This is a genomic window from Caballeronia sp. KNU42 (assembly GCF_053760385.1).
The window spans coordinates 1,530,911-1,557,419 of the sequence record NZ_CM132389.1 but is presented as its reverse complement, the minus strand read 5'-3'; the positions used below and the strand labels follow the sequence as shown (position 1 = coordinate 1,557,419).

Here is a 26,509-nt window from a genome sequence, read left to right as displayed (position 1 = left end):
GATAGCGGTCGTTCGCGATCGTCATCGTCCATGGTGTCGATTGATTTGCTATCCTACATATTCTTCAGGATCATCCCGGCAAGTCATTTTTCCTGGAACGCGAGAGGGTTGTGACTGCTCAGTTGGCCACCTCCCGCGTTCAGAATGACATCGAGCAACGCCATTGCGTCCATACCTCCCGGCAGGCTACGGACTATGGGGTCGAGACGCCCGTCGATCTGCAACAAGGCGAATCCATGGACAAGCGCCCAGGCGGTCACTATGCGCGCGGCGCTATCCGCCGACAGGGCGGCGTCGGGCTCTTGCGGCGCTCCGACCGTCGCGCGTAGCACCGACGACGCGCGGCTCATCGCTTCGCTCAAACCTGGTCTATCGAGGTCGAGCCGTTCGCTGCGAAACATCAGCATGAAAAGGCCCGGAAACTCCGTCGCGAACTCGACGTAGGCGCGCCCCTGGGCGGCAAGCCGCGCCTCGGGAGTGCTCGCGGAGGCCGCCGCATCGAGCAGACGATTCCCGAAGCGCCGGAATCCTACGGCTGCCAGCTCGCTCAGCAGCCCGGTCACATTGTCGAAGTGGTTCTTGGGCGCCGCATGCGAAGCGCCGGCCTCTCGTGCAGCGGCTCGCAGCGTAAGCCCGCCAATGCCCTCGCGAGCAAGGATGCGCTCGGCTGCTTCCAGCATTGCCTCACGCAACGCGCCATGGTGATACGGACGCTTGGCGGCATCGGTTGATGCTTGTTTGCCCGTCTTCTTGATAGCCATCTGTTTCCGCCAATGTTGACGCCGTCAATTTTATCTTGACGAAGTTAAACACAGCATCTACTTTAAATGTTGCTACCGTCAACATTCAATCGAACCGATGACACTCTTCGTTGCAGGTCTCCTGGTTTTTCTCGGTATCCACTCCATCTCCATCGTCGCGCCACGCTGGCGAGATGCACAGGCCGCGAGGATGGGCGAGAACGGGTGGAAAGGACTGTATGCGCTGACGTCGATCGTCAGTCTTGTCGCGATGATCTACGGTTACGGCATCGCACGACAGCTACCGGTCATGGTCTACGCGCCGTCGATGGCCCTGCGCCACCTCGCATTCCTGCTCATGTTGCCGGTGTTTCCTCTGCTGATTGCGGCTTATCTGCCGGGCCGCGTTAAACGCCTCGCCAGGAATCCGATGCTGCTCGCCGTGATTTTATGGGCGGCGTCGCATTTGCTCGCCAACGGTACGCTCAACGATCTGCTGCTGTTCGGCGCCTTCCTCGTCTGGGCGGTCGCGGACCTGATCTCGGTCAGCCGGCGTCCCAACGTCCACCCGGTGCCGAGCGCGCCGGCTTCGGCAATGAACGATGTGATCGTGGTCGTCGCCGGGCTGGGGCTGTACGCGTTCGTGTTGCTATGGGCCCATGCGCGCGTGGTCGGAGTATCGCCGTTGGGATGAATGCGGCAGCTTTCAAAAGCCACGAGTCGTAATGCATCTGACGCTCGCTTGAAGGGCCTGATCTGACCAGTGCGCAGCGGGAAAGCGTTAAATCAATCACCGCCAGGCAGTTCGATGTGACGTTGACGCAATCACAATCTCTGACTAAAGTCAGAGATATGAACGCATCCGACATTCGCCAGGTTCGTAGTTTTAACCGCATAGTCGCTGAGGGCATCGGCGCTATCGATGACCGTTTCCTCGGGCGCGGCCGGCCGATGGGCGAGTCGCGCCTCCTCTGGGAGATCGGCGTTGACGGCGCTGATCTCCGTGCTCTTCGCGCTCGTCTCAGCCTCGATTCGGGATATCTCAGCCGTACGCTCGTTTCTCTTGAACGGCAGGGACTTGTCGTCGTCCAGACGCAATCGGACGATCGCAGAGTGCGCCGGGCGTGCCTGACAAAGGCCGGCATCGATGAAAGAACTGAACTTGAACGGCTATCAGACGCGGTCGCTACTCACGTGCTCGAACCGCTAAGCGATGAGCAGCGCCGCAGGCTTGTCACAGCAATGGGTGAAGTGGAGCGCTTGCTACAGCCATCCCTGGTGCGCTTCGCCATCGAGGATCCGAATAGCGATGACGCGCGATGGTGCTTTGCGCAATATTTCGCCGAACTCAACGAACGCTTCGAAACGGGATTCGACCCGGCGGTCAGCCTGTCAGCGGATACCCGTGAACTGACGGCTCCGGAAGGAGCGTTGATCGTGGCGAGACTCCGCGGCAATCCGATAGGATGTGTCGCACTCAAGTTTCACGAGAAGTCACCGGCTGAGCTCAAGAGGATGTGGGTGAGCTCGTCCGCTCGCGGCCTGGGTCTGGGCCGGCGATTGATTGACGAGGCGGAGGAACATGCCCGGCAGAACGGGGCGCGTGTCATTCACCTGGAGACGAATCGAACATTACACGAAGCGATCGCGCTCTATCGGCGATCCGGATACGTCGAAGTCGATGCGTTCAACACCGAGCCATACGCCCACCACTGGTTCGAAAAGAAGTTGCCCTGACTTGACCTCTTCCTCGCTTCGAATTCCAGCGGGACGTCTGAAGGGCCGATGATTTCCCGGACTACTTTCGATAGTGATCGCACGACATCCTGGTTCAGCCTCACGAAGCGGACTCGCCAAGACCCGGTTGCAAGCCGGAATCAGAGGACACGTGGCAGGCGCGCCGAAGGCTTGAGCCGAAGCCAAGCCACAGCGCGAGGGAGCCCGTGGAAAGAGCACCCAACGCAATGAAGGCCGTCGAAAAACCGAAGTGATGCGCGAGCATCCCACCTAATGCAGGACTAAGCGCGGCACCTGCTGCCTGGACCGTCATGACCGCGCCCTGGCCCGCGTTCACGCAGCCCGTGCCGTTAAGCAGACGTACCACGAGTGCTGGCACTACGACGCTTTGCAGCCCGGCGCCGATGCCATCAAGCGTCTGCACAGGCCATACGCCCCACGCGTGGATCACGCTTGCGGCAACGAGCCCACGCACGGGCAACGCCACGAACGTGATCAGGATGACCCACCAGTAGCCGCGCCACTGGATCAGGCGGTTGGCGAAGAATGAGGCGACCACCATCACGAGTTGCGCCACGACAATGGTCGCGGCCGTGAACGCGCTCGGGTCGCCCTGGTGCGCGGCGACGACAGCGAGCCCGTAGAGCGGCAGCATCGCCGCATTGCCGAGGTGGAAGAGTCCCAGCGCAAGCGCGAGCAGCAGGAGCGGCCGGCAGCCAAGCAGGATGCGCAGGCCGCTCTGCGGTTCCGATGACCCCGTGCGCTCAAGTCCACGCGCATGGTCATGGTCGATGGCGCCAGCCGGAATCAGCAGCGTCGCGAGCACCGAGAACGCGCCGAACAGCGCACTCAACGCGAACACGGCGCCAAAGCCAAAGCGCCAGCCAAACCATCCCGAGAGCGCTGCCGCGACCACATTGCCCGCATGATTGGCGACCTGATTGCGGCCGAACTGCCGATCGAAGCCGCGCTGGCGCACGATGCCGAGCGTAATGCCGGCGAGCGCGGGACCGATTGCGGCGCCGGTCATAGCGGTTGCCACTTGCGACACCGCCACGGTCCAGTAACCGTGCGCGATCCACGGGAGCAAGGCCGCGAGTACGGTCATGGAGCCGGCCACGACGACCACCGACCGCTTGCTGCGGGTGGCATCGACGAGTGCGCCAGCGGGCGTCGTCGCGAGCATGCCCGCAAGTCCCCCGATGCTCATCACGGTGCCGATTGCGTCCGCGCCCCAGCCGCGCGACTGGAGAAACACGCCCAGAAACGGGCCGATGCCAGCCTGCACGTCGGCGATAAAGAAGTTGAGCGCCTCCAGCGGTCGAGTGGCTTTCACGTCCGTCATCTCCGAGCGTTCTGGTTCGGCCCGGGCTGCGAACCGAGAGTGGCGGTGACATGCAAATTACCGAAATAAATCCACGTCAGCATGATGTCGATGGCTCGCGAAGTTGCCGGCAAAGCCGGCTGAACGCTACCTTTTGCAAGCCGCATGCCATCGGCGCAAAGCTTGTGGGAGAAGCACGGGGGCGGCATCCCTGACCGCTGCCGTCGCTTTGCTGGACACCCGGCGTCCACTAACTGGACAGCGGGCAGCGCACGCTACGCACGCTATCAGTCAGGCTGAATCGACACTTTCCAACCCCGGGCGAGGAACTTGCTTCACCGTCTATCCCTTCGCTTACGTGCCATTGGCCCGACCGCATCCATGCCCGCAGTCTCACGCCGCCTCTCATTCGCCAGCACCCTCGCCCTGTTCTGGGTGCTGGTCGCCGTCATGTGCGCGGTGCTCATCGGTCTCGTCTGGTTCATGGCGGCAGCGAACGTGGGAAGGCAGGTCGGCCTCGCGCGGCAAACCGCCCTCGGCGCCTGCGAAACCGTAGCGTCGCGCTACGATCTCTCCACCGATCGCACGGCGGGAAGCCCCCAGCCGAATATCGATCTGATGCACGCCATCCTCGATGTCGTGCTCGCGCAGATGCAGGGCGTCGAAGGCGGATTCTGGAGCAATACGAACCTCGCTCGCGGGACGCTCGACGCGTACGCGTATCCGACCTACCAGGGCAGCGGCATCAAGCGCGATATCCCCGAAGCCGAGACGCCGCTGATATTACGCACGCTCCGTGAAGCTGCCGCACGTCATGCGAGCGCGTCGGAGTTCGTGGAAGGACAAGACGATGCCGTGGTGGTCGCCGCCTGCCCGGTGCCTCATCGCGACACGCTGTTCGCGTGGACCCTCACGCGCGCGCATCCACCGCTTGGACCTTACGGCAAGACGCTCGTGTCCGTGCTCGCGGTGCTGCTGGCGACGATCGTCGTGATCGCGATTGCGCTCGGCATCCTGCTGCGACGCTGGCGCGCGAATCTTGCACGCATCGAGTCAAGCCTGACGATGCGCGAGCCGCACGGCGATGCCTTTGTACCGTTGGCATCCACCGGCGAACCGGATCTCGACAAGATTGTCGGCGCGTTCAACGCCTATGGCGAGCAGACCGCCGCGCTGCAAAAGCAGGCCGTCGACCTGAACGCGCGGCTCGCCGGCGCCGAACGTTTCGCCGCGCTCGGACGGCTCGCCGCCCAGGTCGCGCACGAGATCCGCAACCCCATAGGCGCCATGCGGCTCAAGGCCGAAAATGCCTTGGCCGGCGACGCGGAGCGCAGGCACCACGCGCTCGTGGCCATACTCGCGCAGATCCAGCGCGTCGAGGGCCAGTTGACAGGCCTGCTCGCGTTGACGCAGCCGGTGCGCATCGAGGCGCATCCGGTGAAGCTGGACGCATTGCTGGCAGAACGTGTGGAACTCCATCGTGACGCGGCGGTGCGCGCCGCGGTCTCGCTGTCGCTCTCGGTCCCGGACGACTCCGATACGGACGATCCGGTTAGCCTGGACGCGGAGCAGATCGCGCGCGCTATCGATAACCTCGTGCTGAACGCCGTGCGCCACACGCCCTCGGGCGGACATGTGACGTTGCTGGCGCGGCGCTTCCAGGACATGCTTCGCATTGAAGTCGCTGACGACGGCCCGGGCGTGGCGCCAGACGAACGCGAGCGCATCTTCGAACCCTTCGTCACCGGCCATCCGGCAGGTTCCGGGCTGGGTCTGGCCGTGGTGCGGGAGATCTCGGCCGCGCATGGCGGCCGAGCCTTCCTTGACCCGCGTAATCATGGCGCGTGTTTTGTCATCGAGATCCCATGGCGCACATCCTGATTGTCGACGATGACGATGCCTTTCGCGAGAGTCTCGCCGAGACTCTCGCGGACCTCGGCCATCGGATCACGGAATCCGGCACGGGCCGCGAGGCGCTCGCGCTGCTCGAAGGCTTGCAACGTTTCGATTGCGTGTTCCTCGATTTTCGTTTGCCCGATATGAACGGCATCGACGTGCTCGAACGACTGCGCGCGATACCCGCACGCAATGCGTTATCCGTAGTTATCCTGACTGCATTCGCGACCAGCGACAACACCATCCACGCCATGCGCCTCGGTGCGTTCGAGCACCTGACGAAGCCGGTCGGACGCGATGCGATCGTCGCGCTGATGGACAGGATCGGCGCGTCGGGCGGCCCGCAGGACGCGGGGCCCGAAGCTCGTGTGAAGCCTGCGGAGCCTGTGGACAGCGCTCCAAGGCTGATCGGCAAGAGCGAGTCTCTACGTGAAGTGCAGAAGCAGATAGGCCGCGCGGCCGCGAGCGATTCGACCGTTCTCCTCACGGGTGAAACCGGCACCGGCAAGGAAGTGGCCGCGCGCGTACTGCACGATGTATCGCTGCGCAAACGCGGGCCTTTCGTCGCGATCAACTGCGCGGCCATTCCTGCCGAACTGATCGAGAGCGAGCTGTTCGGTCACGTGAAGGGCGCGTTCACGGGCGCGGTTGCGGATCGGCCGGGACGCTTTGCGCAGGCGAATGGCGGCACGCTCTTCCTCGATGAAATCGGCGACCTGCCGCTCAACATGCAGGCGAAGCTGTTGCGCGCGATCCAGGAGCGCGTGGTGACGCCGCTCGGCGGCGAACGAAACGTATCGATCGATGTGCGGATCATCGCGGCGACGCATCGCGAGTTGAGCGCCGAGGTGGCGGCGCGCACGTTTCGCGAAGACCTGTTCTATCGGCTCAACGTGATTCCGATCCACCTTCCACCGCTGCGCGAACGTCCTACCGATATCCCGCAACTCGCCACGCATTTCCTTGCGCTCGCGGCGGCGCGTGGAGCACCGGCGCGTTCGCTGAGCCCGGCCGCCGAAGCGTGCCTGCTCGCTTACCCGTGGCCTGGCAACGTACGCGAACTGAAGAACGCGATGGAACGTGTGACAGCGCTTGCGCGCGGCCCGCTCGTCATCGCCGACGACCTGGTTTTCCTGATGGCCGCGCCTGCGGCGACGGTCGGCATTGCCGACGCCCTGCTCGACCTGCCGTTACCGGAAGCGATCGAACGGCTGGAGCGTGCGTCTATCGAACGGGCATTGCGAGCGACTTCAGGCAACCGTGCTGAAACCGCTCGCAGGCTCGGTATCAGCCGCCAGTCGCTCTATACAAAACTGGCCGCGTACAAGCTCGGGTAAGTGTCCAGTTGCTTGACGCGTGCTGTCGGTCGCATGGACACATCGGTTTGTTGCGATCCTCAAGAGGCCCGTGGATCGGGGTTCTCTTGCCCGGCATGGTGCTTGCAAGATGACTTGCTCAACACTGAATGCCGGGAGTCTCAACGATGAACACATTTCACTCAGTCACCCGCTTCGCCTTTGCGTCGATGCTGATCGCTTCGGCTGTCGCGTGCGCCGCGCAGCCTGCTGCACCATCTGCGCCATCGGCTCCATCGCCCGCGGCGCCCCTGATGCCACCGCCTCCGGTTGGACAGCAGCCCGGCGCCATGACGACGATCAGCGGTTCTGTCGGCCGCATCCTGATCAACCCGGAAGGTGACGTCGATGGCCTGCTTCTCGCGGACAATACGCTGGTTGCATTTCCTCCGCACGTGGGGCTGCAACTGGCGGCATCGATAGCGCCGGGAGACGACGTTCGCATCACCGGTTTCGCGGTGCCGGGCGAGTCGATCAGGGCGCAGCAGATCGAGCAGACGCGAACCGGTCGACGCTTCGTGGACCAGCCGCCGGAGAGTCCCGGTGCCGCACCGTCGCCGCGTTCCTTGCGCGGTGCCGGGCTCGTCAAGCTCGGCGCAAGCGGACGCGTTTTGCGCGTGACTACAGCGCCGCGCGGCGAACCCGACGGCGTGCTGCTCGCCGATGGCACTGTCATCAAGCTGACGCCACCGGTCGCGATGCAATTCGCGAACCTCCTGCAACCGGGCACGACGGTAGCTGCCGAAGGTTATGGAACCCGCAACCGCTATGGCGAATCGTTGCAGGCTACCGCTTTCGGCACGCCGGGCAATCTCACTTCCATCTACAACACCTCGCCTCAATAAAGGAGTATCAAAATGCATTGGATCGATCCCGCCTGTCTGCCGGAAACGCGCGGCAAGCTCACGCAGTTCCTGTTGAACCCCCACGGCGAACTCGATGGCTTCATTCTCGATCACGCCCGGCAAGTCCACTTCCCACCGCATCTGGCGAAGCAGGTGGCGAAGCACATCGCCATCGACGACAGGGTTCGTATTCGCGGCGTGAAGCCACGCGACGCCGATATTGTCGCGGCAGTGGCGCTGACTTCCGCGCAGGGCAAGGAGATCGTGGATGAAGGCCCGCATCATGCGAGTCACGCGCACCATGAGCACCATGCAGAACACGATGGCAGGCCAATGGATGCCGAAGGGAAAGTCGTGCTCTCGCTCCATGGACCAAAAGGAGAACTGCGCGGCGCGCTGCTGGAGGGCGGCACCTCGTTGCGCATGCCGCCGCACGCCGCTGCAGAGCTTAAGGCCTACCTGACACCCGGCGCTTATGTGCAAGCGTGGGGACAAGGTGTGAAGAACAGGTTCGGTTCGACAATCGAAGTGGAGGAAATCGCGTATCTCGTCGACGCAGAATCACTCTCTGCTTCCGATATGTGAGGCTTTCACCAACCGCATGGCGATTCTCAACGGCTCACCGTCCGATGAGTGTTTGTGACGGAACGCCTGCGGTGCTAACGGCGAAGGATCGCTGCGGCGTCGGGTACGCCCGATCGATGATGGCCACCGGGCTTTCGATTGACCACGTCGCGACAACGATTGTCTCGATCGGGCTACTCAGCGCTCATTCGCCGGCCTGGACTGCATCGATGAGATTGTTACGTAGCGCCACGATCGCCTTCTGTACTTTCGCGAACTCGTCGGGCGCGAGGCCCGTCGCGTCGGTAAGGTCCATCTTCAGCGCTTTCTCGCGCAGCCTCCGGCCGGTTTTCGTGAGACTGACCCTCACCTGCCGCTCGTCTTCGGGATCGCGCTGCCGTTCCAGATAACCCATCGCCTCGAGCTTCTTCAGCATTGGCGTGAGCGTGTTGGATTCCAGAAACAGCTTCTCGCCCAGACCGCTGACGGTCTGGTTGTCTTGCTCCCACAGCGCAATGATCGTGACGTATTGCGTATAGGTGAGCCCAAGCTCTTCGAGGATCGGCTTGTACGCCTTGCCGAACGCCAGGTTCGCGGAATAGACCGCAAAGCACAGGTAGTCTGAGAGCGGCACGGCCGCAGCGGGTGCTTGGTTCGCAGTTTTCATTTGGATCCTCTTTGGCTGGGGCGCGACATGTTGCAATGCTGAAATAATACATCGCATGCGATTTTCTCGCAACGGAGTGAATCTCGACTGCCGCCGTGTAGAGAGCGGCCCTGGTTGGTCTCATGGGGGCCTAGCGGTCGCGGGTGCGCTGTCCTCAATTCAGCAACGCCGGAAAACGTTCGATAAGGCTTGCAGGTCGCTTGCGATGCTAGGTGGTGACCGTCGCGCATGAGGAGTGAAAATGCGCGACAGTCCAGCGACGCAGCGATGCCCGGTCTAGTGGTGAGCGAAGACGCTATTGCGCGGCGTTACGGCGACATGGCTTCCCGCTTGAGACAGTCCGGAGACTACATCGCCATACGCCTCGTCCGAGCCAGTTGCGTTGGCGCGTTCGGCGGTGACGGTTCGCACGCTCTGACCGCTTTGCGACGCAGGTGCGCCAACCGCGGGCCGGTAAAAAGGCGCCGGTCCATAGCCGCTGGCAAACACGGGTGCGGCGGCGAACGCGGAAACCGCGACGAGCAATGCAACGATGAGCTTGGTCTTCATGATGGAAATTCCCTGAATAGATTTTTAACGAGAGCCACGTACCTCGGCGAGAGGCACGTGCGTTGGTGGATCAAACCGTGACGATATTCGTGACGATCTCGATGTTGCCGCGCACGGACTTCGAGTACGGGCAGATCTGATGGGCCAGCTTCGCGATAGCTTCGACGACTTCCGTGGCCAGTCCCGGCACGCGGACGGTGAACTCGGCGCCGAGGAACCACGCGCTACCGGTCTGCCCAATGTTGACCTTGATGTCCACGGAATAGTCGGGCGGCAGCGTGACCTTCTTCAGCTGGGCCGCAATCCCGAACACTGTTGTGTAACAGGCCGACCACGCGCCCGCAAACAACTGCTCGGCGCTCGGGTGCGGCTCGGTGGCGATGAACTCAAGGCTTTCAACGCCGGGCGCTGTCAGCTTGAGGTCGAACACGCCAAACTCGCCGCTCTGGAGATTGGGGTCGCGATTGACCGTGGCGTGGCTGTTGCCTGAGGCGAGAACTTTCTCGATCTTTTCCATGATGGATTCCTTCGTGAATAAGGGTTTTAAGTGAATTTACAATGCACGCGATCTGATCGCATGCATTACATAATGTGCAAAAATTCTGATTTACAACGCATCCGTTTTAATCGCATGCGATTTTAAGTAGATGCGAATGACAAGCTTGCGTGACCCAATTCCTCAGAGGATTTTGATGAGACTCGCATGCCTCATCCGATCACACCGTAACGACGTTCAGGCCAACTTCGATGTTGCCGTGCACCGCCTTCGAGTACGGGCAGATCTGGTGGGCCAGATGCGCGATTGCCTCGACCACTTCCGTTGCCAGACCCGGCGCGCGGATGGTGAACTGGGCGCCTAAGCAATGCCCGGCACCGGCCGACCCAATGCTTACCTGGATGTCCACTGAATAGTCGGACGGCAGCGTGACCTTCTTCATGGAGGCCGCAATTTCGAACGCGCTGATGTAACAGGCCGACCACGCGCCCGAAAATAACTGCTCGGCTCTCGGGTGCAGCCCGGTGGCGATGAACTCGCGGCTTTCATCGCCGGACGTGGACAGCTTGAGGTCGAGGACGCCATATTCACCGCGTTCGACATTGGGATCGTGATTGATCGTTGCGTGGCTGTTGCCTGAGAAGAGGACTTGTTCGATCTTGGTCATGATGGATTCCTTCGTGTGTAAGGGTGTCAACTTGTTTTAACTCGCATGCGATGTAATCGCATGCGTTGCATGATGAACAAAGAGTTAGCGGATGTCAATCGCAAACGATTTAATCGGATACGTTTTTTAATAGGTATGAATAAAAGCCTTGCGTTGATCACCGTGATGCCGCACGCGATGCGCCGGATGAGAGCATCGCTGATTGACCGGTGTACGAACAACCCCGGAGCTGTACAGTTGCTGCCGTTCATACGAAACGCGAAAGTACAGTTCGATATCCCGGTATCGAAGTCGACGACACGCTCGTATCTCCTTGCGAATGGCAGGCGCGGCACGCCTTTCAGTCCAGTTTGACGATCATCCCTGGGATGTCCGGAGCGTGAGCCGAAGCGAACCCAAACCTTCCCGGTCGAGCGTGGAGCTTTCGCGACCGTTTCCCCGGATGATCGTCCGGATGACACTCAGCCTATTTTCTCGAACGCGGCTTTGTAAAGGGTTCGCTTCGGCTCGGCAAACACTCGCCGCACCATGGGTTCGAAGAACTCCAGCGGCAAAGTTTGCGCATCCGGATCAAAGGCCGCCGCGTCATATTTCTCGCAGAAATGCGCGGTCCGTTTGAACAGCTCCGGCACGCCGCGGTAGCTATCGCGCAGATTGCGGTCCATGCCCATGTGGTGAAAGAAGTAATACCCCTGGAAGATCCCATGGTGCTTGACCATCCAGTGATTTTCCGCGCTCACGAACGGCTCCAGCAGCACGGCTGCGACATCGGCATGGTTGTAACTTCCGAGGGTATCGCCAATGTCGTGCAGCAGCGCGCAAACCACGTATTCCTCGTCCTGGCCGTCGCTATGCGCGAGCGTGGCAGTTTGAAGGCTGTGCGTCAGACGATCGACAGGAAAGCCGCCAAAATCGCCATTCAGCAATTGCAGGTGGTCCAGCAATCGGCCCGGCAGTCCTTTGGCGAACGGCCCGACCTCACTGCCAATGATCGCCCAGTCCTGCTCCGACCCCTCGCGCATATGGCGAAACGCGGCGCACTGTTGATTGTCTTTCATGGCACTGCTCCTTCTCTGTAATTGGAGCTTCAATATTCGGCGGACAGCGATATAAAATCCAATAACTGGCAGGTCAAAATCCATAACTTGCAGGAATGGCATGATTGACAACGACCTTGCGTACTTCCTCAGCGTCGCGAGTACCGGTACGTTGGCACGCGCCGCCGGCCAGCTAGGCATTTCCCAGCCGGCCGTGACCAAGGCCATACAGCGGCTGGAACGCAAGGTGGGGGTCGCGCTGGTCGAGCGCACCGCACGCGGTTCGGTATTGACCGAGGCAGGCAAGGTATTCCACGCACGGGTTTCGGGCGTGTCCTTGCAACTCGACAGCGCGCTGCAGGAAGCGCGTGATATTGGTGGAGGACACGCGGGCCTGCTGCGTATCGGCGCGACGCCTGCCACCACGAGATTTGCGCTGCGCTCGCTCTTCCCAACACTGCTGGCGGAGCGGCCTGCCGCACGCGTCAGCGTGACTACAGCGTTTAGCGATGTGCTACTGGACGCCATCGACCGGCGTGAAGTGGAACTGGCTGTATGCCCCTTGCCCGACACATTGGATGCATCCATGGCCAAGGAGGTGCTTTATGACGATCACTACAGCCTGATGGTTGGGACGGGGCACCCTCTGGCTGAGCGGGAATCGGTCACGCTGGAGGATCTGGTGGACTGCGCATGGGCCGCCTCCAGCCGACAGGAATTTGCGCGCGTGCAGATCGAGCAAGCCTTCGCAAAACACGGGTACCCACGGATGCGCATTGTGGCCGAGGCCAATAGCCTGGCCGCGCTGTTCCTGATCGTATCGACCACGCAACTGGTTAGCCTGATCAACGCGCGCAGCTTCGACCCTGGCCCCCTGCCGTTCGACATTGCCGTGCGTCCGATCCAGCTTGACGGCCTGCTGCGTCAGGTCGGACTGATACGAAGGGCCGGCTACCTGTCCCCGATCGCGCAACGCGCCCAGGAAATTTTGCGCAACGCGGCCCGGGAGTTGTCCGTGCAGTTGGATATCGACGACGATTAGCGGCATTTGCCCGTGCGTTGATCAGCGCCGAATGCCGGCACGACACACGCCGCCCGTTGCTGGCAGCCTTGCTCTTACATCGATGCCATCAGGTAGGGATTTTTCTTGCCCGGCTCGTACTGCTGCGCCTTGATTTCCATGCGAGCAATACTCTGCAGGTGTACCTCATCCGGGCCGTCAGCGAAGCGCAATGCACGCCCCCATGTCCAGCTATCCGCCAAAGGCGTGTCGGGACTCAGCCCCATCGCACCGAATACCTGTATTGCCCGTTCGCACACCGCGACATGCACACTCGGTACGAGCGCCTTGATCATCGCGATCTCCTTGCGTGCCTCCTTCGCGCCCACGTTGTCAATCATCCACGCGGCTTTCAGGACGAAGAGCCTCGCCTGATCGATTTCGATCCGCGACTTCGCAATCGATTCAGCCACCGATCCGAGCTCATGCAGCTGCTTTCCAAATGCCGTGCGCGCCTGGGACCGCTCCACCATCAACTCGAGCGCCAGTTCCGCCGCACCGATCGAGCGCATGCAGTGATGAATCCGTCCCGGCCCGAGGCGCGCCTGCGCGAGCGCAAATCCGGCGCCCTCCTCGCCCAGCAGATTCGAACGGGGTACGCGTACGTCCTTGAATTCGATCTCGCAGTGTCCTTCTGGCGCCACGTGATTGACCACCGCGACATTGCGGATCACCTTGACGCCCGGCGTGTTGCGCGGCACCAGCACCATGCTTTGCTGGCGATGGCTCGGCGCGTCAAGGTCTGTCTTTCCCATCACGATGAAGAGTTCGCAATTCGGGTGCGCTGCGTTCGTGATGAACCACTTGCGGCCATCAATCACGTAGTCGTCCCCGTCACGACGAATCGAGGTCGTGATATTGGTCGCGTCCGAAGAGGCCACGGCCGGTTCCGTCATGGCGAACGCCGAGCGGATCTTGCCGTCGAGGAGGGGCGTGAGCCACTGCTCGCGCTGAGCAGGCGTCGCGAACATATGGAGCAGTTCCATATTGCCGGTGTCCGGCGCATTGCAGTTGAATACTTCCGACGCCCACGACACCCGTCCCATGATTTCCGCCAGCGGCGCGTACTCAAGATTCGTCAGGCGAGTACCGGGTTCGTCATCCCGCAGATGCGGCAGGAAGAGATTCCAGAGCCCTTCGTCACGCGCTCGTTCCTTCAACTCTTCCATAAAGGAAACCGGATATTGCCCGGCGTTCACTTCCTCATGCCACTGCCGGATACGCGGAACAATGTGCGTATCCATAAAGGCCCGTACTTGGGTGCGCAGCGCTTCTACTTTCTGGCCATATGAAAAGTCCATTTTCTCTTCCTCAATCACTCAAGAATATTTTCAGTGTGTCCACCCGTACCGTGATTCGGCCGGGCCACTAGATCGTCAGTCCACCGTCAACGACGATGCACTCGCCATTGGTATAGCTCGCGGCATCGGATACCAGATAAAGGACCGTACCCGCCATCTCGCGAGGCTCCGCGTGACGCCTCAGCGGAATCCCGGACACCATGTTTTCGTATGTCGCCTGATCTGCAAACAACGCTCCGGCGAAGCGCGTCTTGGTCAAGCCCGGGAGCAATGCGTTCACTCGAATCCCCAGCGGCCCGCACTCCTTCGCGAACGCACGCGTCATGTGCGCAACGGCGGCCTTCGTGATCGAGTAGATGCCCTGCTTGTCGCCCGGTTGCAGCGCGTTGACGGAAGCCGTGTTCACGATCGCACCGCCGCCGTTCTCCCGCATCAACTTGCCGGCCTCTACAGACATGAAGAAGTAACCGCGCAAATTGACTTCCACCGTCTTTTCGAAAGACGCCAGATCGGTATCGAGAATGTGGCCGAAATACGGATTCGTCGCGGCATTGTTGACGAGAATATCCAGCCGGCCATGTTGCGCGCGAATATGCTGGAAGATCGCCTGAATATCCTCGAGACGCCCGACATGGCAAGGCGCGGCTTCCGCACTGCCGCCTGCATGTCTGATTTCGCGTGCCACCACCTCGCAATCTTCGAGCTTGCGGCTCGACACGATCACGTGGGCGCCTTGCTCCGCAAGCAATTTGGCAATCTCTTCGCCAATGCCTCGACTCGCACCGGTAACCAGTGCAACCTTCCCGTTCAGATCAAATAAATTAGTAGTCACAGTTAGCCTCTGTGTTTCAGTGTGTCTCAGGTTCCAGTTTTCCGCCTGTCTTCAGATCAGGTCGACGCCCATCTTCGCAAGCACCCCTGCCATCTCTCCGACCTGCCGCGCCTTGTTATTCGACGCGTTGCCGCCTAAAGCGCGCTTCTTGACGCCTTGGGCAATGGCCGCGAGCCGGAAGAAGCTGAACGCAAGATAGAAGTTCCAGTGCTCAATCGACGCGATGCCTCGAAGGCGGCAGTACCGCTCGATGATCGCCGCCTCGTCCGGCACTCCCAGTTCGGCTCTGTTCAACCCATCGAGACCGGCGATATGACCGTGTGGAGGAAGCCGCAAGCACATGCAAAAGTACGCGAGGTCGGCCAGTGGATTACCGAGCGTGGAGAGTTCCCAGTCGAGCACCGCGCGAACCTGCGGCGAACCGCGCATGAAAATGAGGTTATCGATACGGAAATCGCCGTGCACGAGCGAAGGCTTACCGTCTTCGACGGGACAGTTCGCCGGCAGCCACTCGATCAGGGTCTCCACGGCGGGCAGCACGTCGGTTTGCGCCGCACGATACTGCTTGGTCCAGACGTCGATCTGACGCGCAAAATAGTTGCCGGGGCGACCGTAATCGGCCAGACCAACAGCGTCGACATCCACGTCATGGAGCGCCGCCATGGTCCCGAGCAAAGCGTCGTAGATGGCGCCGCGTTCCCCAACGGGAAGTTCCGGCAAGGCTGGATTCCAGAAGATCTCGCCTTCCTCGAAGCTCATGACGTAAAACATGCTGCCAATGACGTCACGATCCTCGCAAAGGTGATACGCACGCGCGACCGGAACCGGTGTTTGACCGAGTGCCGTGAGTACGCGGTATTCGCGATCCACCGCATGCGCGGATTTGAGCAGCACGCCGGGCGGTTGACGCCGCAATACATAACTGCCGCTTTGCGCTTTCAGGAGAAACGTGGGGTTAGATTGTCCACCAGCAAATTTATCGATAGACAACGGCCCCTGAAACCCGGGCACGTGCGCCGTCAGATAACGCGTGAGCGCTTCAGCATCGAATTGAAAGTTAGCGTTCATGGTGTTGAGAATCCGATTCGAATTAACCGTAGGTGGTGAATTCGCGACGTTCGACAGCGTCGAGATGAGGCAGCGAGTTGAAGCTGACGAGCGACATTGCGGTGTCGTTAAAGACATATTGGCAAACGCTGCTGTTCCGGATCTGCATGTTCAGCGCAATGGCGGCCGCCGCCGGCGCCTGCAGAATCTGTTGGGTAAATATGGCTATCGGACCTCCGGAACTCACGACCAGAACCCGCTTGCCGCCCGCTCGCTGAACGGCGAGACGCGCACGCTCAACACGCGCCTGGAACTGTTGCCACGTTTCAGGAACAGGCCCCGGCAAACGATCTTCGGACCAGAGTGACAGCGCCTTCTTGAGGTGCTTGTAAAAGCTGGTCTTCGAACTCTCGGCGGAAGAACCGGGCCCGGATCCGTCTTCGCCGAGAGCGGCAAACAAAGCCCCGAAATCGTATTCGTTCAAGCCCGCGTCCTGCACGACCTCCACTTGCGGACCTCGCATCCCGGCGAGAATAGCGTCAGCGGTTTGCTCGTGCCGCCGCATCGTGCCGATGACAACCCGATCAAACTCCAGATTCATCTGCGCGAAGTATTCGCCGAGCCAATGCGATTGCCGGCCGCCGCAAGGGGATAGCTCGTCGTAGTTTTCGGCGCCGAAAGACGCCTGCCCGTGCCGCACCAGGTAGAGTTCCGCCATGTCATCCTCGTCTCAACATAGCTCGAACGATACCGAGTCCCGTCTTATTCAGGAAATTTATTGTCGTGATAGCAGGCGATAAGTTTTCGTGACACCTGACAAGGATACTTCCATGGCCCCGTTGCGGGGCGCACGGCTATTAGTTCGCCTCTCGCATGAGACGGCCAACCTGCTCGCGCAGCCAACGATGAGCCGGATCCCCCGTGACACTGCGGTGCCAGTAGCTATGCGCCTCGAGGCTGGGGAGATCGAACGGTAGCGCCAGGATGCGCGCGTCGTAACGCTTAAGAAGCTTGAGCGGTGCGGTAAGAACGAGGTCTGTGCGCATCGCGATCAACGGAGCGACCAGATAGTGCTGAACCCGGGTCTGGATCGAACGCCTGAGGCCGAGCTTGTTGAGTTCCGCATCCACCAGACCGGGGCCCTGCCGCCGGCTGGACACGTGGATGTGACCGAAGCCAAGGTAGTCATCGATCGTCAGCTTCTTTTTCGAAAACGGGTGGTCCTGACGCAGCATGCACGCATACCGGTCGCGGCCCAACGGCTCCTGTTCGAGGTACGGGTCGTCAATCAGCGGTGCATCGATCGCAAGATTGACCGCGCCGCTCGCTAATTCCTTTGGAACGTCCCTGCGCGTCGTGAAATAGCTTTCGATGCATATGCCAGGTGCGAGCCGCTGTAGCACCTCCTCGAGCGCAGGAAGCAGCAACGCCTCGGTTTGGTCGTTCATGCTCAGCCTGAAGGTCCGTTCCGACGACGCCGGATCGAATTGTTCTCCGGCGTGAGTACTCGAGTCGAGCAGTTGCAGCGCATCACGTACGCGCCCAATAATGTTTTCGGACATGGGCGTCGGCACCATGCCGGCCGGCGTGCTCACAAAAAGTTGATCGTCCAGGGCCTTGCGCATGCGCGCCAATGCATTGCTGACAGCGGGCTGCGTGATGAAGAGCGTCTCCGCTGCACGTGTCAGGTTTCGCGTTCTATACACCGCGTCGAAAACCACAAATAAATTCAGATCGATCTTGGATAGACGCATTTTCGGATTCCCTGACGCTGCCTGCAGCCTAAAGCAGCAGTTTATAAGTCATGCGTAATTATTTTGTTCGGATCGTATGATCTTCAAACGCGGACACGATGCCGTCAATCATTGCCGCGATGCGCGCGGTATGCCGAAGATCCTGATGCGTGACGAGCCAGATTTCGTAGACCGCTCCACGTGCGGGTTCCGGCCATATCTGCACGAGGCCGTCGTGTTCGGCCAGATGTATCGGCAGCTCACCGATACCGATGCCAGCCTTGACCGCGGTACGCAGCATGAGGCTGGAATTGAAGGTCGATACAACGCGCCCCGCGTGTATCGGTTCGCCGGCAAGAGTCGGCGACGTGGGCGATCGACTACCGGTCCAGTTTCCCTGATAGACGACGAGATCATGGCCCTCGAATGCGGAGCCGGCATCGGGCTTGCCGTGCCGCTCAAGATATGCCTTCGATGCAAACAGCGCCATGGGCCAGCGAGCCAGGCGCCGCGCGACAAGATCGGGATTCTCCGGCCTGACTGAGCGGACCGCGATATCCGCTTCACGCTTTGCCAGGTTGAGCATGCGCGTCGACGTGTCCAGCAGGACGCGCACTTCGGGATGCGCGGCATGCAGGCGTTCGATGGCGGGAAGCAGGAATTCGAGCGCGATCGAGTCGGTGCTGGTGACTCTCACGTCCCCCGCAAGCCGTGTATCCGTACCCTGAGTTCGTCTGACGAGTTCGTGCGCGGACTGTTCCATTTTCTCCGCTGACCTCAACGCGGCCTCGCCTGCGGCGGTCAACGCGTAACCCTCGGAGGTGCGCAGGAAGAGCGTTGCACGCAGGGCGTGCTCCAGTGCCGCAATGCGTCTGCCGACCGTCGCCTGATCGAGGTTGAGCGTCCTGGCCGCTCCACGGAGCGTTTTTTCACGCTCCACCGCGAGAAACACTCGCGCGTCGTCCCAGTTCATCGTGCCGGCCTCCTGATGCAAATTTGCATCTCACCACGCGAATAATGCTGCACATATTCATCAATGTCGATGCCTATACTGAACTTACTGAACTTACTGAACGCAAGAGTTCCTCGTTGAATGATCCGCCCGGATCAATCGAGCCTCATCTATTGAAGGAGTGGTATCCATGTCTGCTTCAACCTATCGTGTGCCGTCGTCGATGACGGCCATTGAGATCAAACAGCCCGGCGGTCCTGAAGTGCTGGTGCCGGCTACGCGCCCCGTGCCGATGCCGGCCGCCGATCAGGTTCTTATCCGTATCCACGCGGCTGCCGTGAACGGCCCAGACGTTTTCCAGCGCAAAGGACTGTATGATCCGCCCCCCGGCACTTCTGACATTCCAGGGCTGGAAGTGGCGGGTCAAGTAGTTGCCGTGGGTTCCGACGTGTCCCAGTTCCAGATCGGCGAACTGGTGTGCGCATTGATTCCAGGCGGTGGCTACGCAGAATATGCAGTCGCGCACGCCTGCAACACGATGCATGTCCCCAAAGGCCTGACGTTGGTGGAAGCGGGAGCCATGCCCGAAACGTTCATGACGGTATGGCTGAACCTGTTCCAGCGCGGCAAGCTGGTTGCCGGCGAATCGGTGATGATCCATGGCGGCGCGTCAGGTATCGGTACCACGGCGACCATGCTGGCGAAGGCATTCGGCGCCGCGAAAATCATCACGACAGTGGGCTCGCAGGCGCATCGCGAGGCCAGCCTGGCGCTAGGCGCGGACCTCGCGATCAATTACCGCGAGGACGACTTTGTCGCCGAAACAAAGCGGTTCACCGATGGACAAGGCGTCGACGTAATCCTCGACATCATTGCCGGCGACTACGTGGCCAGAAACTATGACGCCGCAGCCATGGACGGACGGATCCTCCAGGTGGGCGTGATCAAGGGGCCGGCGAAGGATCTCAACGTCTTGCCGATGTTGACGAAACGCCTGACGCATATGGGCTCGACATTGCGATCGCGTACCTCCGCGGACAAGGCGACCATCGTCAATGAACTGGAGCGGCAGGTCTGGCCGCACATCGAGAGCGGCAAGATCAAGCCGGTTATCTACAAGACGTTTGCGCTTGCCGACGCTCGCAGCGCTCACGAGCTGATCGATTCCGGCACGCACTTTGGAAAGATCGTCCTGACGACAGGTGCCGATCTCATTGACTGAGCCTGGCGAATGCTCGATCGCGGCCGCCGCGTTACCGTTCAAACCGGGTTTGTCGATCTTCGGCGCTGTCTAACAATGTCCGTTGAAATGGTCATCACAGGTCAGGGGGATTTGATCCGGACTCCTTTAAAGATTCCAATGGCGTGATGGTCGCGGAAGATACGCCCGGGAATGTCCCCGGCATGGGGACATTCCCGTCAAGCTGACCGTCTCGACTCAACGCGCCGGATTGACAGCGGACGCGGCATCGGGCCTCATCCCACGAGGAACCGGAGTCTGACTCTTGTGGTGCGAGGGCGGTGTCACCGGCGGCCCTTGAATGAAGACATGCTGCTGCAATGCGGTTGTGTCCGTGTTACGCAGGATGATGTCGGCCAGCGTCGTGCTCCTGATCATACGAGTGGTTGCAGGATCGAACCCCTGGTTGAGCCAGAAGAAACGATCGCCGGCCCGCAACGCGAAAAACTGGTTGCCGATGATTCTCTGAAACGTTGGCCCGACAACCGCGTTGGGCGCATGCGCTTCCGCGAGCCCGCCAATGAAAAGGTCGACTTGATCGATGGTGCCGTAGACGGTTTGCAACCGGGATTGCAGCGCGGGATCGCTGGTCAATGCACCGAACGACTGATAAGGCGCGAGGCCTAACGCAATGCGAACCTGGTTCAGGCTGCCAACCCCCAGATCGCGTTCGCGCTGGATGTCGATCGCTATCAGATCGATCAGGTCGACTCCGCCGCCCACGAGGCTGGCGGCCAGCAGATTGCGCAACGTCGCGACCACGTACACGTCCGTTGCCTGCGCAAAATCAAGACTCAGCGAGCGCAGGAGGGGATCGGTCCCGTTCGCAATATCGACTTGAGGCGTATTGAAGAACGCTTCGCTGAGCCCTTCACTGAAGGTGGTAACGCCGGCGTTATCCACGCCCTCCTGGGTATCCGAGATCTGCGAATGACCGACGCGGAACGCGGCTGCAGAAAACTCCTGCGAGATCTGCGCGTTTTGGGAAGAGTCGTACCCTTTGTATGGACCCAGCACCGGGCCGATCAGCACAGGTAGATACTCGGAATACACAATGTTCTGGTACTCGGCGGTGGTGATGGCTCGCGCCATGTTGTACAACTGGTCGCCTGACAAGGCCGGTTGCTGTGCCTTCAGTTGACCTACCCAATTATTGTGCTCGCGCATGAACAGCGTCGTGGTCGCCGTGAGCTCGGGATTCTCCATCACCCGCGGATCGCCGCTTTCAAAGACCCCGGCGACAATCGGAAGCGACTGTCCGCCGGGCGACGCTTTCAAGGTGCCGTCCGCGTTGCGCAAGCTATCGGCCATCTCCTGAGTCGAGCCGTAAAGTTGCGACAGGTCGAGATAGCCTGCAACCGTGTTGACGATCGTATTGGTCGCCGGACTGCGGACCGCGCGGGTCATTGAAATGACGGTGCCGGCGCTCACGTCGGGATCTTTCGCGGGAATGGTGATGTTGATCGCGTCGGTCGTGAGCGGGGCGGCTTCGAGACCCAGATCGTGATCGACGAATTGCCCCCACACATAAAGCCACGCAGAGGCAGCGGGATCGGTGGTCTGGCCGTCTTGTCCCTGCGCGCCAGTGCCACCTGAAATAATGTTGGAAATGGTCCGGGGATTCGGGCCGTTTATCAAGCCATTGGCCGTGCCAGGCGCGAAATTCAACGGAGCCAAATTCAATTCCGGACTGCCGGGCGTGGCATTGAAGTTGGGATTGTCGAGGTTATTACCCGTGCCGCCGATTGGCCGAAATGACTGTAGCAGTGTAATTGCAGGAACTGCGGAAAGAGCGCTGTGCGTGTCAGCGAAAAGCCTTGCTGGAAGTGCCGCGACGGCGATTGTAAATGCCGAACACCCCACCCGCATATATCGATGGATTCGCAATTCAATTCTCCTCGTTGTATTTGCTCAATCAACATTGACTCTTCCGCCCGTGCTATCGCTAGCCGGGACACATGTCGATCGTCGTTGACGCCTTGCGGATGGACGGCGCAAAGGCGTAAGGCACGATGCAGCGGAGAGAAACGAAATTCAATAAAAAATAATATTACGATCGACGGGATTGATTTGATTTGACTATACGGACTGAATACAACTATTTGTAGGATTTAACCACCGCACATTTTTATCAGGATCAATGCATGTGAAGGCGGAATAAACTCGATTGGTTGAAACCTATTTGTTTTAACTTACCGATCGCCGCATTTCGATAGGAATTTACAAAATGTTGTTGGTGGAAATCCAAATCGGCTTTTCCAGTGTGCGATTGCGGCGCTTTCTTTCGTTCCATTTTCTCGCTTCACAATCAATATTTAATTAAGCGTTGCAAATAGATGGTTATCCGAATCAATAGCCACGCGACTCTGACTAACACCCCGGCGCGGAAAAATACGCATGGTTATGTCGGCTTGCGCACAGTCCCCGGCGCCTCCACCGGCGTAGCTTCGCCAGTGCACCAACCGGCTGGCGCGAGCTGCGATGGTTTGCATCGTCCATTCCCTTCGTCGACGCCAAGCGCGCATTGCGCACAACCCGCCGTATGTATTTTGCATAGCCAGTGCAACACGAGCGGCACGATCAGCATCACGACGCGACCACATGCCGTAACGCCTGACGCGCACGACAGTCTTCGCAAAAGCAATACAGGCATACCAGGATCACAACGCCCTGCGCGATCTCGACTTCTGTTGCCGTACACGCTCAGGAACACGGTTTGAATAATGCGGCGCGCGACGCGCGACCGCATCCTGTCAGGTGGGCACGCTCATGGCCAACTCTGCAAACGCGACGCCCGTGCGCGATGCCGGCGCCCTTGTGCATCTATCGCACTTCACTAAGAAAGCCCGGACGTGGCTGCTGCTCATTGTCTTTCTTGTGATCAACGTGGCGGGCGGTGGCATCGTGACATGGGCCACCAACGGCGGTCACTGGCCGGCTTCCTCCGACAGCGCTAGATCTGCCGGGTACCCGGTCACCATTTATATCCTCTGTCTCATGTGCACGGCCCTGGCCGCGGCGCCTCTGATCATCTTCCTCCTGGTGGGCTGGTACACCCGCTACCTGGAATTCCAGAACAGCCTGAAGCAGGAAGCGCTCGCGGCTTATCTGCAACGGTTCTGGTCAAACGCCCTCATCGAGGCGTTGACTGACGACCTCGCAGCGAGGAAAACCGCTGCCGCTGCCGCCCCCGCTGCTGCTGCCGCTGCCGCTGCCGCTGCTGCTGCCGCCCCCGCCCCCGCCCCCGCTGCCGCAACGGTGACGGACTGGCGCAAGCAGTCGCTGGACGCGCCTATGATTTGCGACCGCCTATTTTCCCGTATATACCACGATCAATACGGACTACTTCCCTTCGTTCCCGCCGTGTGCATCCTGCTCACCTTTGTCCATGCGGCCGCCGCCATTGTCGGATGGACCTATATCACGAGTTGCTGCGCGAAGCCTGAAGCGCTGACGTCCGTATTCGGTCTCAGTGCGGAACTCATCATCGCTTCGTTCGGCGGGGCCTTCATGTTCGTCGTGGGCGACACTGTGGCTAGTGTCCTCAAAGGTTCGCTCAACGTCTCGGACGTCTATTGGTACTCACTCCGGCTTCTTCTAGCCGTACCGCTCGCGCTCGTTGCAAACCGAATCACCGGCACCGCGGGTTTTCACGTCGCGTTTGCGCTGTCCCTGGGGACGCTCCCGGTCAATCAGTTGCTCAAGGTCATCCGCCGCTACGGCGACCCCGTGACGACGCCAAGCGCGCAGGAAGCCAAAAGCGAACCAGACGAATTGCTTAACCTGAAGGGCGTGACCGTCGCGGTTTCCGAATCACTCCAGGCCCAGGGACTGACCTCGATCGAACAAGTCGCCACAGCCGATCCCGTGAGACTCGCGATTCGCACCGGCTTCAGCTTCCGCTTCACGCTGCAGCTCGCGTCGCAGGCCATCGTACGCAGGCATTTCGGCAAAACGGCGGACAACCTTGCCGAGATCGGGCTCTCTACCGTCGTTCCCATTTACCTGCTCGTGCACGCGCTCAACGGTGATCAAAAGCCTGGCATGCCGAAATTTGACGACGGGGACCCGGCAAAGATCATTGCAGAAGCCGCCGCCCTGCTGCTGCCAAACGATGATGCCGGCCCGCGCGAGGCCGTCACCAGAATGAAGTTCCGTCAGATCGCCGCAGAGGAGTACACCCTCATGCTCGCGAGCATTACCCCCCTGGATTCATCACTGTAGGGCTCCACGGAGAATGCAATGGCCTTCGAATACCCGCTCGCGGTGTTGCAACCCGGTGATCTGAATAACGATCGCGGCAATGTCCTGACATCCTCCACCTGGCGCTTCCTGGCTCAGGGAGACTCGTGGTTCTCCATCGGCCAGTTGCCGCCGTGGGCGACATCCAACATCCTCTTCAACCTGCGGCTGCCGAGCAGCGCCGCGGCCGTCTCGCTGGCCTATCCCGGCAAAACCTTCGCCCAGATGGTGAACTGGGAACGCGAGGTCAAGTTCGCCACCTACCTCGCCGGCGGGCTGCTCGCCTACAAGTGGGATGCGATCCTCCTGTCGGCTGGCGGCAACGACCTCTTCGACGCGATCCTGACGGCCGCCGATACCCCTGACCCGGCCAAGGCCGCGCTGCGTTTACTGCAAACCCCGGCGAACGTGCCTATTGGCACATCGATGTCCAAGTATGTCCGGCCGGCTGCGTGGACGGCATTCATCGACATGATCACGACATGCTTTGAAGCGGTGATCGCCAAGCGCGATGACCCCAACAGCCAGTCGAAGGGCATACCGATCTTCGTACACACCTACGATTGTCCGCAACCCCGTAACGGGCCCGCAGGCCCGGGCATCGGTCCATGGCTGAGCCGCGCCTATTCGACTTACCAGATACCCTCCACCGACTGGCTGCCCTTGACCACCTACCTCATCAACCAGTGGTCCCAGTACCTTCATAGCCTGAATGGCGTATTGAGCGCCGCGGGCATAGCGAACCCGAACATCCGGCCCGTGCACCTGACCGGCGTCCTCGATCCCGCGCCCGCGAACTCAACCGGTCCATCGGGCGACTGGGAAAACGAAATCCATCCGTCGATGCAGGGCTACGCAAAGCTGGGTATCGCCTTTGAGAAGCAGGTCACGCTCCCCTGACGGCGCGCAGATTCAAATCAAAGGGGACATTCGATGGAACTCCCTCCTGTCGGACAACAGCGGCGCAGCTGCACCGGCCCGCAACTCGGAACCTGGCGGCTGCAGTCCTTCACGACTGAAGACATGGCGACCGGCCAGAAGACCGATATGTTCGGCGCTCACCCAAGCGGCTATCTCAGCTATGGGCCAGACTGCCGGATGTGCGCGATCCTGATCAGGGAGGGGCGCAAAACGCCTCACAATCTCATTCCAACCGACGCGGAGCGCATCGATCTCTACGGCGGGTTCATCGCTTACGCGGGGACCTATAGTATCGAGGGCGACAAGGTGAGCCACCATATCGATGTATCGTGGAATCAGTCGTGGACAGGGACGACCCAGGTGCGCCAGTTCAGGATCGACGGCAGCACCCTGTACATCAGAACACTGCCCGCGAAGGATCCACTGACCGGCAACGAAACCTCGGCTGTGTTGGTCTGGACCAAGGTCGAGTAGACGCGTATCGCTGTCGAGCCGGCTAAACCCGCTCTCAACGCGCTCGGCACACGACAATCTCCAGTTGCTCGCGGAAATCGTCATGTGGACGGATTTTCGTCTTGCTCAGGTCGCCCGCAGAAGACGACCGGACTTCCTCCAATCCCGGCAAATTGCATACAGCACGCCACGAATCATGGGTTTTCCACCGGCAAGGACTTGATCTTCGCTTCGGTCCATTGATGGTCACCTTCGCCGAAGTGCGTGCAGACCCTTTCACTCGTAAGCATGGCTGTATTCAAACGCCCGCTCGTATCTGGCTTGTGCCGCCGAAGCGGCTCGGGTGCAATGTTTTGTGTCAGGGGAACCCCAGATACATTGCGATACAAAGCGCCGCACGTATTAGGCTATAAAGCAGCCATCCCCACTGTGGAGAGCCACATGAGCACCGAACTGCTGCACGGGTCCTGTCATTGCGGGACCGTCAAATTTGAAGTCCGTACCGCCGTCGCCCCTGCTACCCGTTGCAATTGCAGCCTCTGCCGGCGCAAGGGCGCGTTGATGACACCGGCGTTCGCGGCAGGCGAACTGAAGATCCTGAGTGGCGAGGATTCGCTCAGCCTGTATCAGTTCAATACGCGCACGGCGAAGCACTATTTCTGCAAGCATTGCGGCATTTATCCGTTCCACCAGACGCGCACGAATCCGCAGCTCTGGCGCGCCAACGTCGGTTGCCTGGAAGGCGTTGACCCGTATACGCTGGAGGCCAGCGTGGCCAATGGCGCGAGCCTGTCCGTGGTGGAGGATGCATGAGACGGCTAATGGCGATTCTCGCCTTCCTGGCGGGCGGA

Annotated in this window: 26 protein-coding genes; 12 read left to right on the top strand and 14 right to left on the bottom strand. The window is 60.4% G+C overall.

Annotated elements, in window-relative coordinates; genetic code table 11:
* Nucleotides 1-83: 83 nt before the first annotated feature.
* Nucleotides 84-761, bottom strand: coding sequence for a TetR/AcrR family transcriptional regulator (locus ACSOSP_RS26125; RefSeq protein ID WP_455311267.1), 678 nt, complete (start codon nt 759-761; stop codon nt 84-86).
* Nucleotides 762-858: 97 nt separating this feature from the next.
* Here ACSOSP_RS26125 and ACSOSP_RS26120 point away from each other — a divergent pair, with 97 nt between their 5' ends.
* Nucleotides 859-1,434: an NnrU family protein gene (locus ACSOSP_RS26120; RefSeq protein ID WP_455311266.1), complete on the top strand. Its 576-nt coding sequence runs from the start codon at nt 859-861 to the stop codon at nt 1,432-1,434.
* Nucleotides 1,435-1,592: 158 nt separating this feature from the next.
* Entirely contained in the window at nt 1,593-2,477 is an 885-nt protein-coding gene (locus tag ACSOSP_RS26115; protein WP_455311264.1) for a bifunctional helix-turn-helix transcriptional regulator/GNAT family N-acetyltransferase, read from the top strand.
* Between the two features lie 100 nt (nt 2,478-2,577).
* Here ACSOSP_RS26115 and ACSOSP_RS26110 read toward each other — a convergent pair whose 3' ends face one another.
* Nucleotides 2,578-3,813 carry an MFS transporter gene (locus ACSOSP_RS26110; protein ID WP_455311263.1) on the bottom strand — a complete coding sequence of 412 codons (1,236 nt, stop codon included), beginning with the start codon at nt 3,811-3,813 and terminating at the stop codon, nt 2,578-2,580.
* 369 nt (nt 3,814-4,182) lie between these two features.
* Between ACSOSP_RS26110 and ACSOSP_RS26105 the strand changes: the two genes are divergently transcribed.
* The 4 genes from ACSOSP_RS26105 to ACSOSP_RS26090 all read left to right on the top strand — a co-directional run bounded on the left by ACSOSP_RS26105 (nt 4,183) and on the right by ACSOSP_RS26090 (nt 8,482).
* Nucleotides 4,183-5,682, top strand: coding sequence for a sensor histidine kinase (locus ACSOSP_RS26105; protein WP_455311261.1), 1,500 nt, complete (start codon nt 4,183-4,185; stop codon nt 5,680-5,682).
* Nucleotides 5,667-7,034 (top strand): sigma-54-dependent transcriptional regulator, encoded by a 1,368-nt coding sequence (locus tag ACSOSP_RS26100; protein WP_455311260.1) that lies wholly within the window; start codon nt 5,667-5,669, stop codon nt 7,032-7,034. Before ACSOSP_RS26105 ends, ACSOSP_RS26100 begins: the two co-directional genes overlap by 16 nt.
* Nucleotides 7,035-7,180: 146 nt before the next feature.
* Nucleotides 7,181-7,897 carry a hypothetical protein gene (locus ACSOSP_RS26095; RefSeq protein ID WP_455311258.1) on the top strand — a complete coding sequence of 239 codons (717 nt, stop codon included), beginning with the start codon at nt 7,181-7,183 and terminating at the stop codon, nt 7,895-7,897.
* A gap of 12 nt (nt 7,898-7,909) precedes the next feature.
* Nucleotides 7,910-8,482 (top strand): hypothetical protein, encoded by a 573-nt coding sequence (locus tag ACSOSP_RS26090; RefSeq protein WP_455311257.1) that lies wholly within the window; start codon nt 7,910-7,912, stop codon nt 8,480-8,482.
* Between the two features lie 184 nt (nt 8,483-8,666).
* Here ACSOSP_RS26090 and ACSOSP_RS26085 read toward each other — a convergent pair whose 3' ends face one another.
* The 5 genes from ACSOSP_RS26085 to ACSOSP_RS26065 form a co-directional block, all read right to left on the bottom strand.
* Nucleotides 8,667-9,128 (bottom strand): MarR family winged helix-turn-helix transcriptional regulator, encoded by a 462-nt coding sequence (locus tag ACSOSP_RS26085; RefSeq protein ID WP_455311255.1) that lies wholly within the window; start codon nt 9,126-9,128, stop codon nt 8,667-8,669.
* 276 nt (nt 9,129-9,404) lie between these two features.
* Nucleotides 9,405-9,677, bottom strand: coding sequence for a hypothetical protein (locus tag ACSOSP_RS26080; RefSeq protein ID WP_455311253.1), 273 nt, complete (start codon nt 9,675-9,677; stop codon nt 9,405-9,407).
* A 70-nt stretch (nt 9,678-9,747) separates the two neighbouring features.
* The gene (locus ACSOSP_RS26075) at nt 9,748-10,194 is read right to left on the bottom strand and encodes an OsmC family protein (protein WP_455311252.1); all 447 of its coding nucleotides are present in this window, start codon (nt 10,192-10,194) and stop codon (nt 9,748-9,750) included.
* A 199-nt stretch (nt 10,195-10,393) separates the two neighbouring features.
* Nucleotides 10,394-10,840, bottom strand: coding sequence for an Ohr family peroxiredoxin (locus tag ACSOSP_RS26070; protein WP_455311250.1), 447 nt, complete (start codon nt 10,838-10,840; stop codon nt 10,394-10,396).
* Nucleotides 10,841-11,301: 461 nt separating this feature from the next.
* Nucleotides 11,302-11,898 carry an HD domain-containing protein gene (locus tag ACSOSP_RS26065; RefSeq protein WP_455313681.1) on the bottom strand — a complete coding sequence of 199 codons (597 nt, stop codon included), beginning with the start codon at nt 11,896-11,898 and terminating at the stop codon, nt 11,302-11,304.
* 100 nt (nt 11,899-11,998) lie between these two features.
* Between ACSOSP_RS26065 and ACSOSP_RS26060 the strand changes: the two genes are divergently transcribed.
* Nucleotides 11,999-12,919 carry a LysR family transcriptional regulator gene (locus tag ACSOSP_RS26060; RefSeq protein WP_455311249.1) on the top strand — a complete coding sequence of 307 codons (921 nt, stop codon included), beginning with the start codon at nt 11,999-12,001 and terminating at the stop codon, nt 12,917-12,919.
* A gap of 74 nt (nt 12,920-12,993) precedes the next feature.
* On the opposite strand, the gene ACSOSP_RS26055 is transcribed toward ACSOSP_RS26060, so the two are convergent.
* From ACSOSP_RS26055 to ACSOSP_RS26030, 6 genes are all read right to left on the bottom strand, one after another.
* Entirely contained in the window at nt 12,994-14,238 is a 1,245-nt protein-coding gene (locus ACSOSP_RS26055; RefSeq protein ID WP_455311248.1) for an acyl-CoA dehydrogenase family protein, read from the bottom strand.
* Nucleotides 14,239-14,305: 67 nt separating this feature from the next.
* Nucleotides 14,306-15,070, bottom strand: a complete 765-nt coding sequence (locus ACSOSP_RS26050; RefSeq protein ID WP_455311247.1) for an SDR family oxidoreductase — start codon at nt 15,068-15,070, stop codon at nt 14,306-14,308.
* 51 nt (nt 15,071-15,121) lie between these two features.
* Nucleotides 15,122-16,138: a phosphotransferase gene (locus ACSOSP_RS26045; protein ID WP_455311246.1), complete on the bottom strand. Its 1,017-nt coding sequence runs from the start codon at nt 16,136-16,138 to the stop codon at nt 15,122-15,124.
* A gap of 22 nt (nt 16,139-16,160) precedes the next feature.
* Complete coding sequence (locus tag ACSOSP_RS26040) at nt 16,161-16,835, bottom strand: histidine phosphatase family protein (RefSeq protein ID WP_455311245.1); 675 nt, start codon at nt 16,833-16,835, stop codon at nt 16,161-16,163.
* A 139-nt stretch (nt 16,836-16,974) separates the two neighbouring features.
* Nucleotides 16,975-17,871, bottom strand: a complete 897-nt coding sequence (locus ACSOSP_RS26035) for a LysR family transcriptional regulator (protein WP_455311244.1) — start codon at nt 17,869-17,871, stop codon at nt 16,975-16,977.
* A 58-nt stretch (nt 17,872-17,929) separates the two neighbouring features.
* Nucleotides 17,930-18,823 carry a LysR family transcriptional regulator gene (locus ACSOSP_RS26030; protein ID WP_455311243.1) on the bottom strand — a complete coding sequence of 298 codons (894 nt, stop codon included), beginning with the start codon at nt 18,821-18,823 and terminating at the stop codon, nt 17,930-17,932.
* A gap of 169 nt (nt 18,824-18,992) precedes the next feature.
* On the opposite strand from ACSOSP_RS26030, the gene ACSOSP_RS26025 reads away from it, so the two are divergent.
* Entirely contained in the window at nt 18,993-20,024 is a 1,032-nt protein-coding gene (locus ACSOSP_RS26025; protein ID WP_455311242.1) for an NAD(P)H-quinone oxidoreductase, read from the top strand.
* 216 nt (nt 20,025-20,240) lie between these two features.
* On the opposite strand, the gene ACSOSP_RS26020 is transcribed toward ACSOSP_RS26025, so the two are convergent.
* Nucleotides 20,241-21,911 carry a peroxidase family protein gene (locus ACSOSP_RS26020; RefSeq protein ID WP_455313680.1) on the bottom strand — a complete coding sequence of 557 codons (1,671 nt, stop codon included), beginning with the start codon at nt 21,909-21,911 and terminating at the stop codon, nt 20,241-20,243.
* A 900-nt stretch (nt 21,912-22,811) separates the two neighbouring features.
* Between ACSOSP_RS26020 and ACSOSP_RS26015 the strand changes: the two genes are divergently transcribed.
* The 4 genes from ACSOSP_RS26015 to ACSOSP_RS26000 all read left to right on the top strand — a co-directional run bounded on the left by ACSOSP_RS26015 (nt 22,812) and on the right by ACSOSP_RS26000 (nt 26,471).
* Nucleotides 22,812-24,266 (top strand): hypothetical protein, encoded by a 1,455-nt coding sequence (locus ACSOSP_RS26015; RefSeq protein ID WP_455311241.1) that lies wholly within the window; start codon nt 22,812-22,814, stop codon nt 24,264-24,266.
* A gap of 18 nt (nt 24,267-24,284) precedes the next feature.
* Nucleotides 24,285-25,184, top strand: coding sequence for a hypothetical protein (locus ACSOSP_RS26010; protein WP_455311240.1), 900 nt, complete (start codon nt 24,285-24,287; stop codon nt 25,182-25,184).
* A 33-nt stretch (nt 25,185-25,217) separates the two neighbouring features.
* Nucleotides 25,218-25,679, top strand: a complete 462-nt coding sequence (locus ACSOSP_RS26005) for a lipocalin-like domain-containing protein (protein ID WP_455311239.1) — start codon at nt 25,218-25,220, stop codon at nt 25,677-25,679.
* Between the two features lie 420 nt (nt 25,680-26,099).
* Entirely contained in the window at nt 26,100-26,471 is a 372-nt protein-coding gene (locus ACSOSP_RS26000) for a GFA family protein (RefSeq protein ID WP_455311238.1), read from the top strand.
* Nucleotides 26,472-26,509: the final 38 nt, after the last annotated feature.

What these genes read in the sequence shown, in the direction of transcription:
- ACSOSP_RS26125 (WP_455311267.1), bottom strand. Translation starts at nt 761, where the DNA reads ATGGCTATCAAGAAGACGGGCAAACAAGCATCAACCGATGCCGCCAAG.
- ACSOSP_RS26120 (WP_455311266.1), top strand. Translation starts at nt 859, where the DNA reads ATGACACTCTTCGTTGCAGGTCTCCTGGTTTTTCTCGGTATCCACTCC.
- ACSOSP_RS26115 (WP_455311264.1), top strand. Translation starts at nt 1,593, where the DNA reads ATGAACGCATCCGACATTCGCCAGGTTCGTAGTTTTAACCGCATAGTC.
- ACSOSP_RS26105 (WP_455311261.1), top strand. Translation starts at nt 4,183, where the DNA reads ATGCCCGCAGTCTCACGCCGCCTCTCATTCGCCAGCACCCTCGCCCTG.
- ACSOSP_RS26100 (WP_455311260.1), top strand. Translation starts at nt 5,667, where the DNA reads ATGGCGCACATCCTGATTGTCGACGATGACGATGCCTTTCGCGAGAGT.
- ACSOSP_RS26095 (WP_455311258.1), top strand. Translation starts at nt 7,181, where the DNA reads ATGAACACATTTCACTCAGTCACCCGCTTCGCCTTTGCGTCGATGCTG.
- ACSOSP_RS26090 (WP_455311257.1), top strand. Translation starts at nt 7,910, where the DNA reads ATGCATTGGATCGATCCCGCCTGTCTGCCGGAAACGCGCGGCAAGCTC.
- ACSOSP_RS26085 (WP_455311255.1), bottom strand. Translation starts at nt 9,128, where the DNA reads ATGAAAACTGCGAACCAAGCACCCGCTGCGGCCGTGCCGCTCTCAGAC.
- ACSOSP_RS26080 (WP_455311253.1), bottom strand. Translation starts at nt 9,677, where the DNA reads ATGAAGACCAAGCTCATCGTTGCATTGCTCGTCGCGGTTTCCGCGTTC.
- ACSOSP_RS26075 (WP_455311252.1), bottom strand. Translation starts at nt 10,194, where the DNA reads ATGGAAAAGATCGAGAAAGTTCTCGCCTCAGGCAACAGCCACGCCACG.
- ACSOSP_RS26070 (WP_455311250.1), bottom strand. Translation starts at nt 10,840, where the DNA reads ATGACCAAGATCGAACAAGTCCTCTTCTCAGGCAACAGCCACGCAACG.
- ACSOSP_RS26065 (WP_455313681.1), bottom strand. Translation starts at nt 11,898, where the DNA reads ATGAAAGACAATCAACAGTGCGCCGCGTTTCGCCATATGCGCGAGGGG.
- ACSOSP_RS26060 (WP_455311249.1), top strand. Translation starts at nt 11,999, where the DNA reads ATGATTGACAACGACCTTGCGTACTTCCTCAGCGTCGCGAGTACCGGT.
- ACSOSP_RS26055 (WP_455311248.1), bottom strand. Translation starts at nt 14,238, where the DNA reads ATGGACTTTTCATATGGCCAGAAAGTAGAAGCGCTGCGCACCCAAGTA.
- ACSOSP_RS26045 (WP_455311246.1), bottom strand. Translation starts at nt 16,138, where the DNA reads ATGAACGCTAACTTTCAATTCGATGCTGAAGCGCTCACGCGTTATCTG.
- ACSOSP_RS26040 (WP_455311245.1), bottom strand. Translation starts at nt 16,835, where the DNA reads ATGGCGGAACTCTACCTGGTGCGGCACGGGCAGGCGTCTTTCGGCGCC.
- ACSOSP_RS26035 (WP_455311244.1), bottom strand. Translation starts at nt 17,871, where the DNA reads ATGCGTCTATCCAAGATCGATCTGAATTTATTTGTGGTTTTCGACGCG.
- ACSOSP_RS26030 (WP_455311243.1), bottom strand. Translation starts at nt 18,823, where the DNA reads ATGAACTGGGACGACGCGCGAGTGTTTCTCGCGGTGGAGCGTGAAAAA.
- ACSOSP_RS26025 (WP_455311242.1), top strand. Translation starts at nt 18,993, where the DNA reads ATGTCTGCTTCAACCTATCGTGTGCCGTCGTCGATGACGGCCATTGAG.
- ACSOSP_RS26020 (WP_455313680.1), bottom strand. Translation starts at nt 21,911, where the DNA reads ATGCGGGTGGGGTGTTCGGCATTTACAATCGCCGTCGCGGCACTTCCA.
- ACSOSP_RS26015 (WP_455311241.1), top strand. Translation starts at nt 22,812, where the DNA reads ATGGCCAACTCTGCAAACGCGACGCCCGTGCGCGATGCCGGCGCCCTT.
- ACSOSP_RS26010 (WP_455311240.1), top strand. Translation starts at nt 24,285, where the DNA reads ATGGCCTTCGAATACCCGCTCGCGGTGTTGCAACCCGGTGATCTGAAT.
- ACSOSP_RS26005 (WP_455311239.1), top strand. Translation starts at nt 25,218, where the DNA reads ATGGAACTCCCTCCTGTCGGACAACAGCGGCGCAGCTGCACCGGCCCG.
- ACSOSP_RS26000 (WP_455311238.1), top strand. Translation starts at nt 26,100, where the DNA reads ATGAGCACCGAACTGCTGCACGGGTCCTGTCATTGCGGGACCGTCAAA.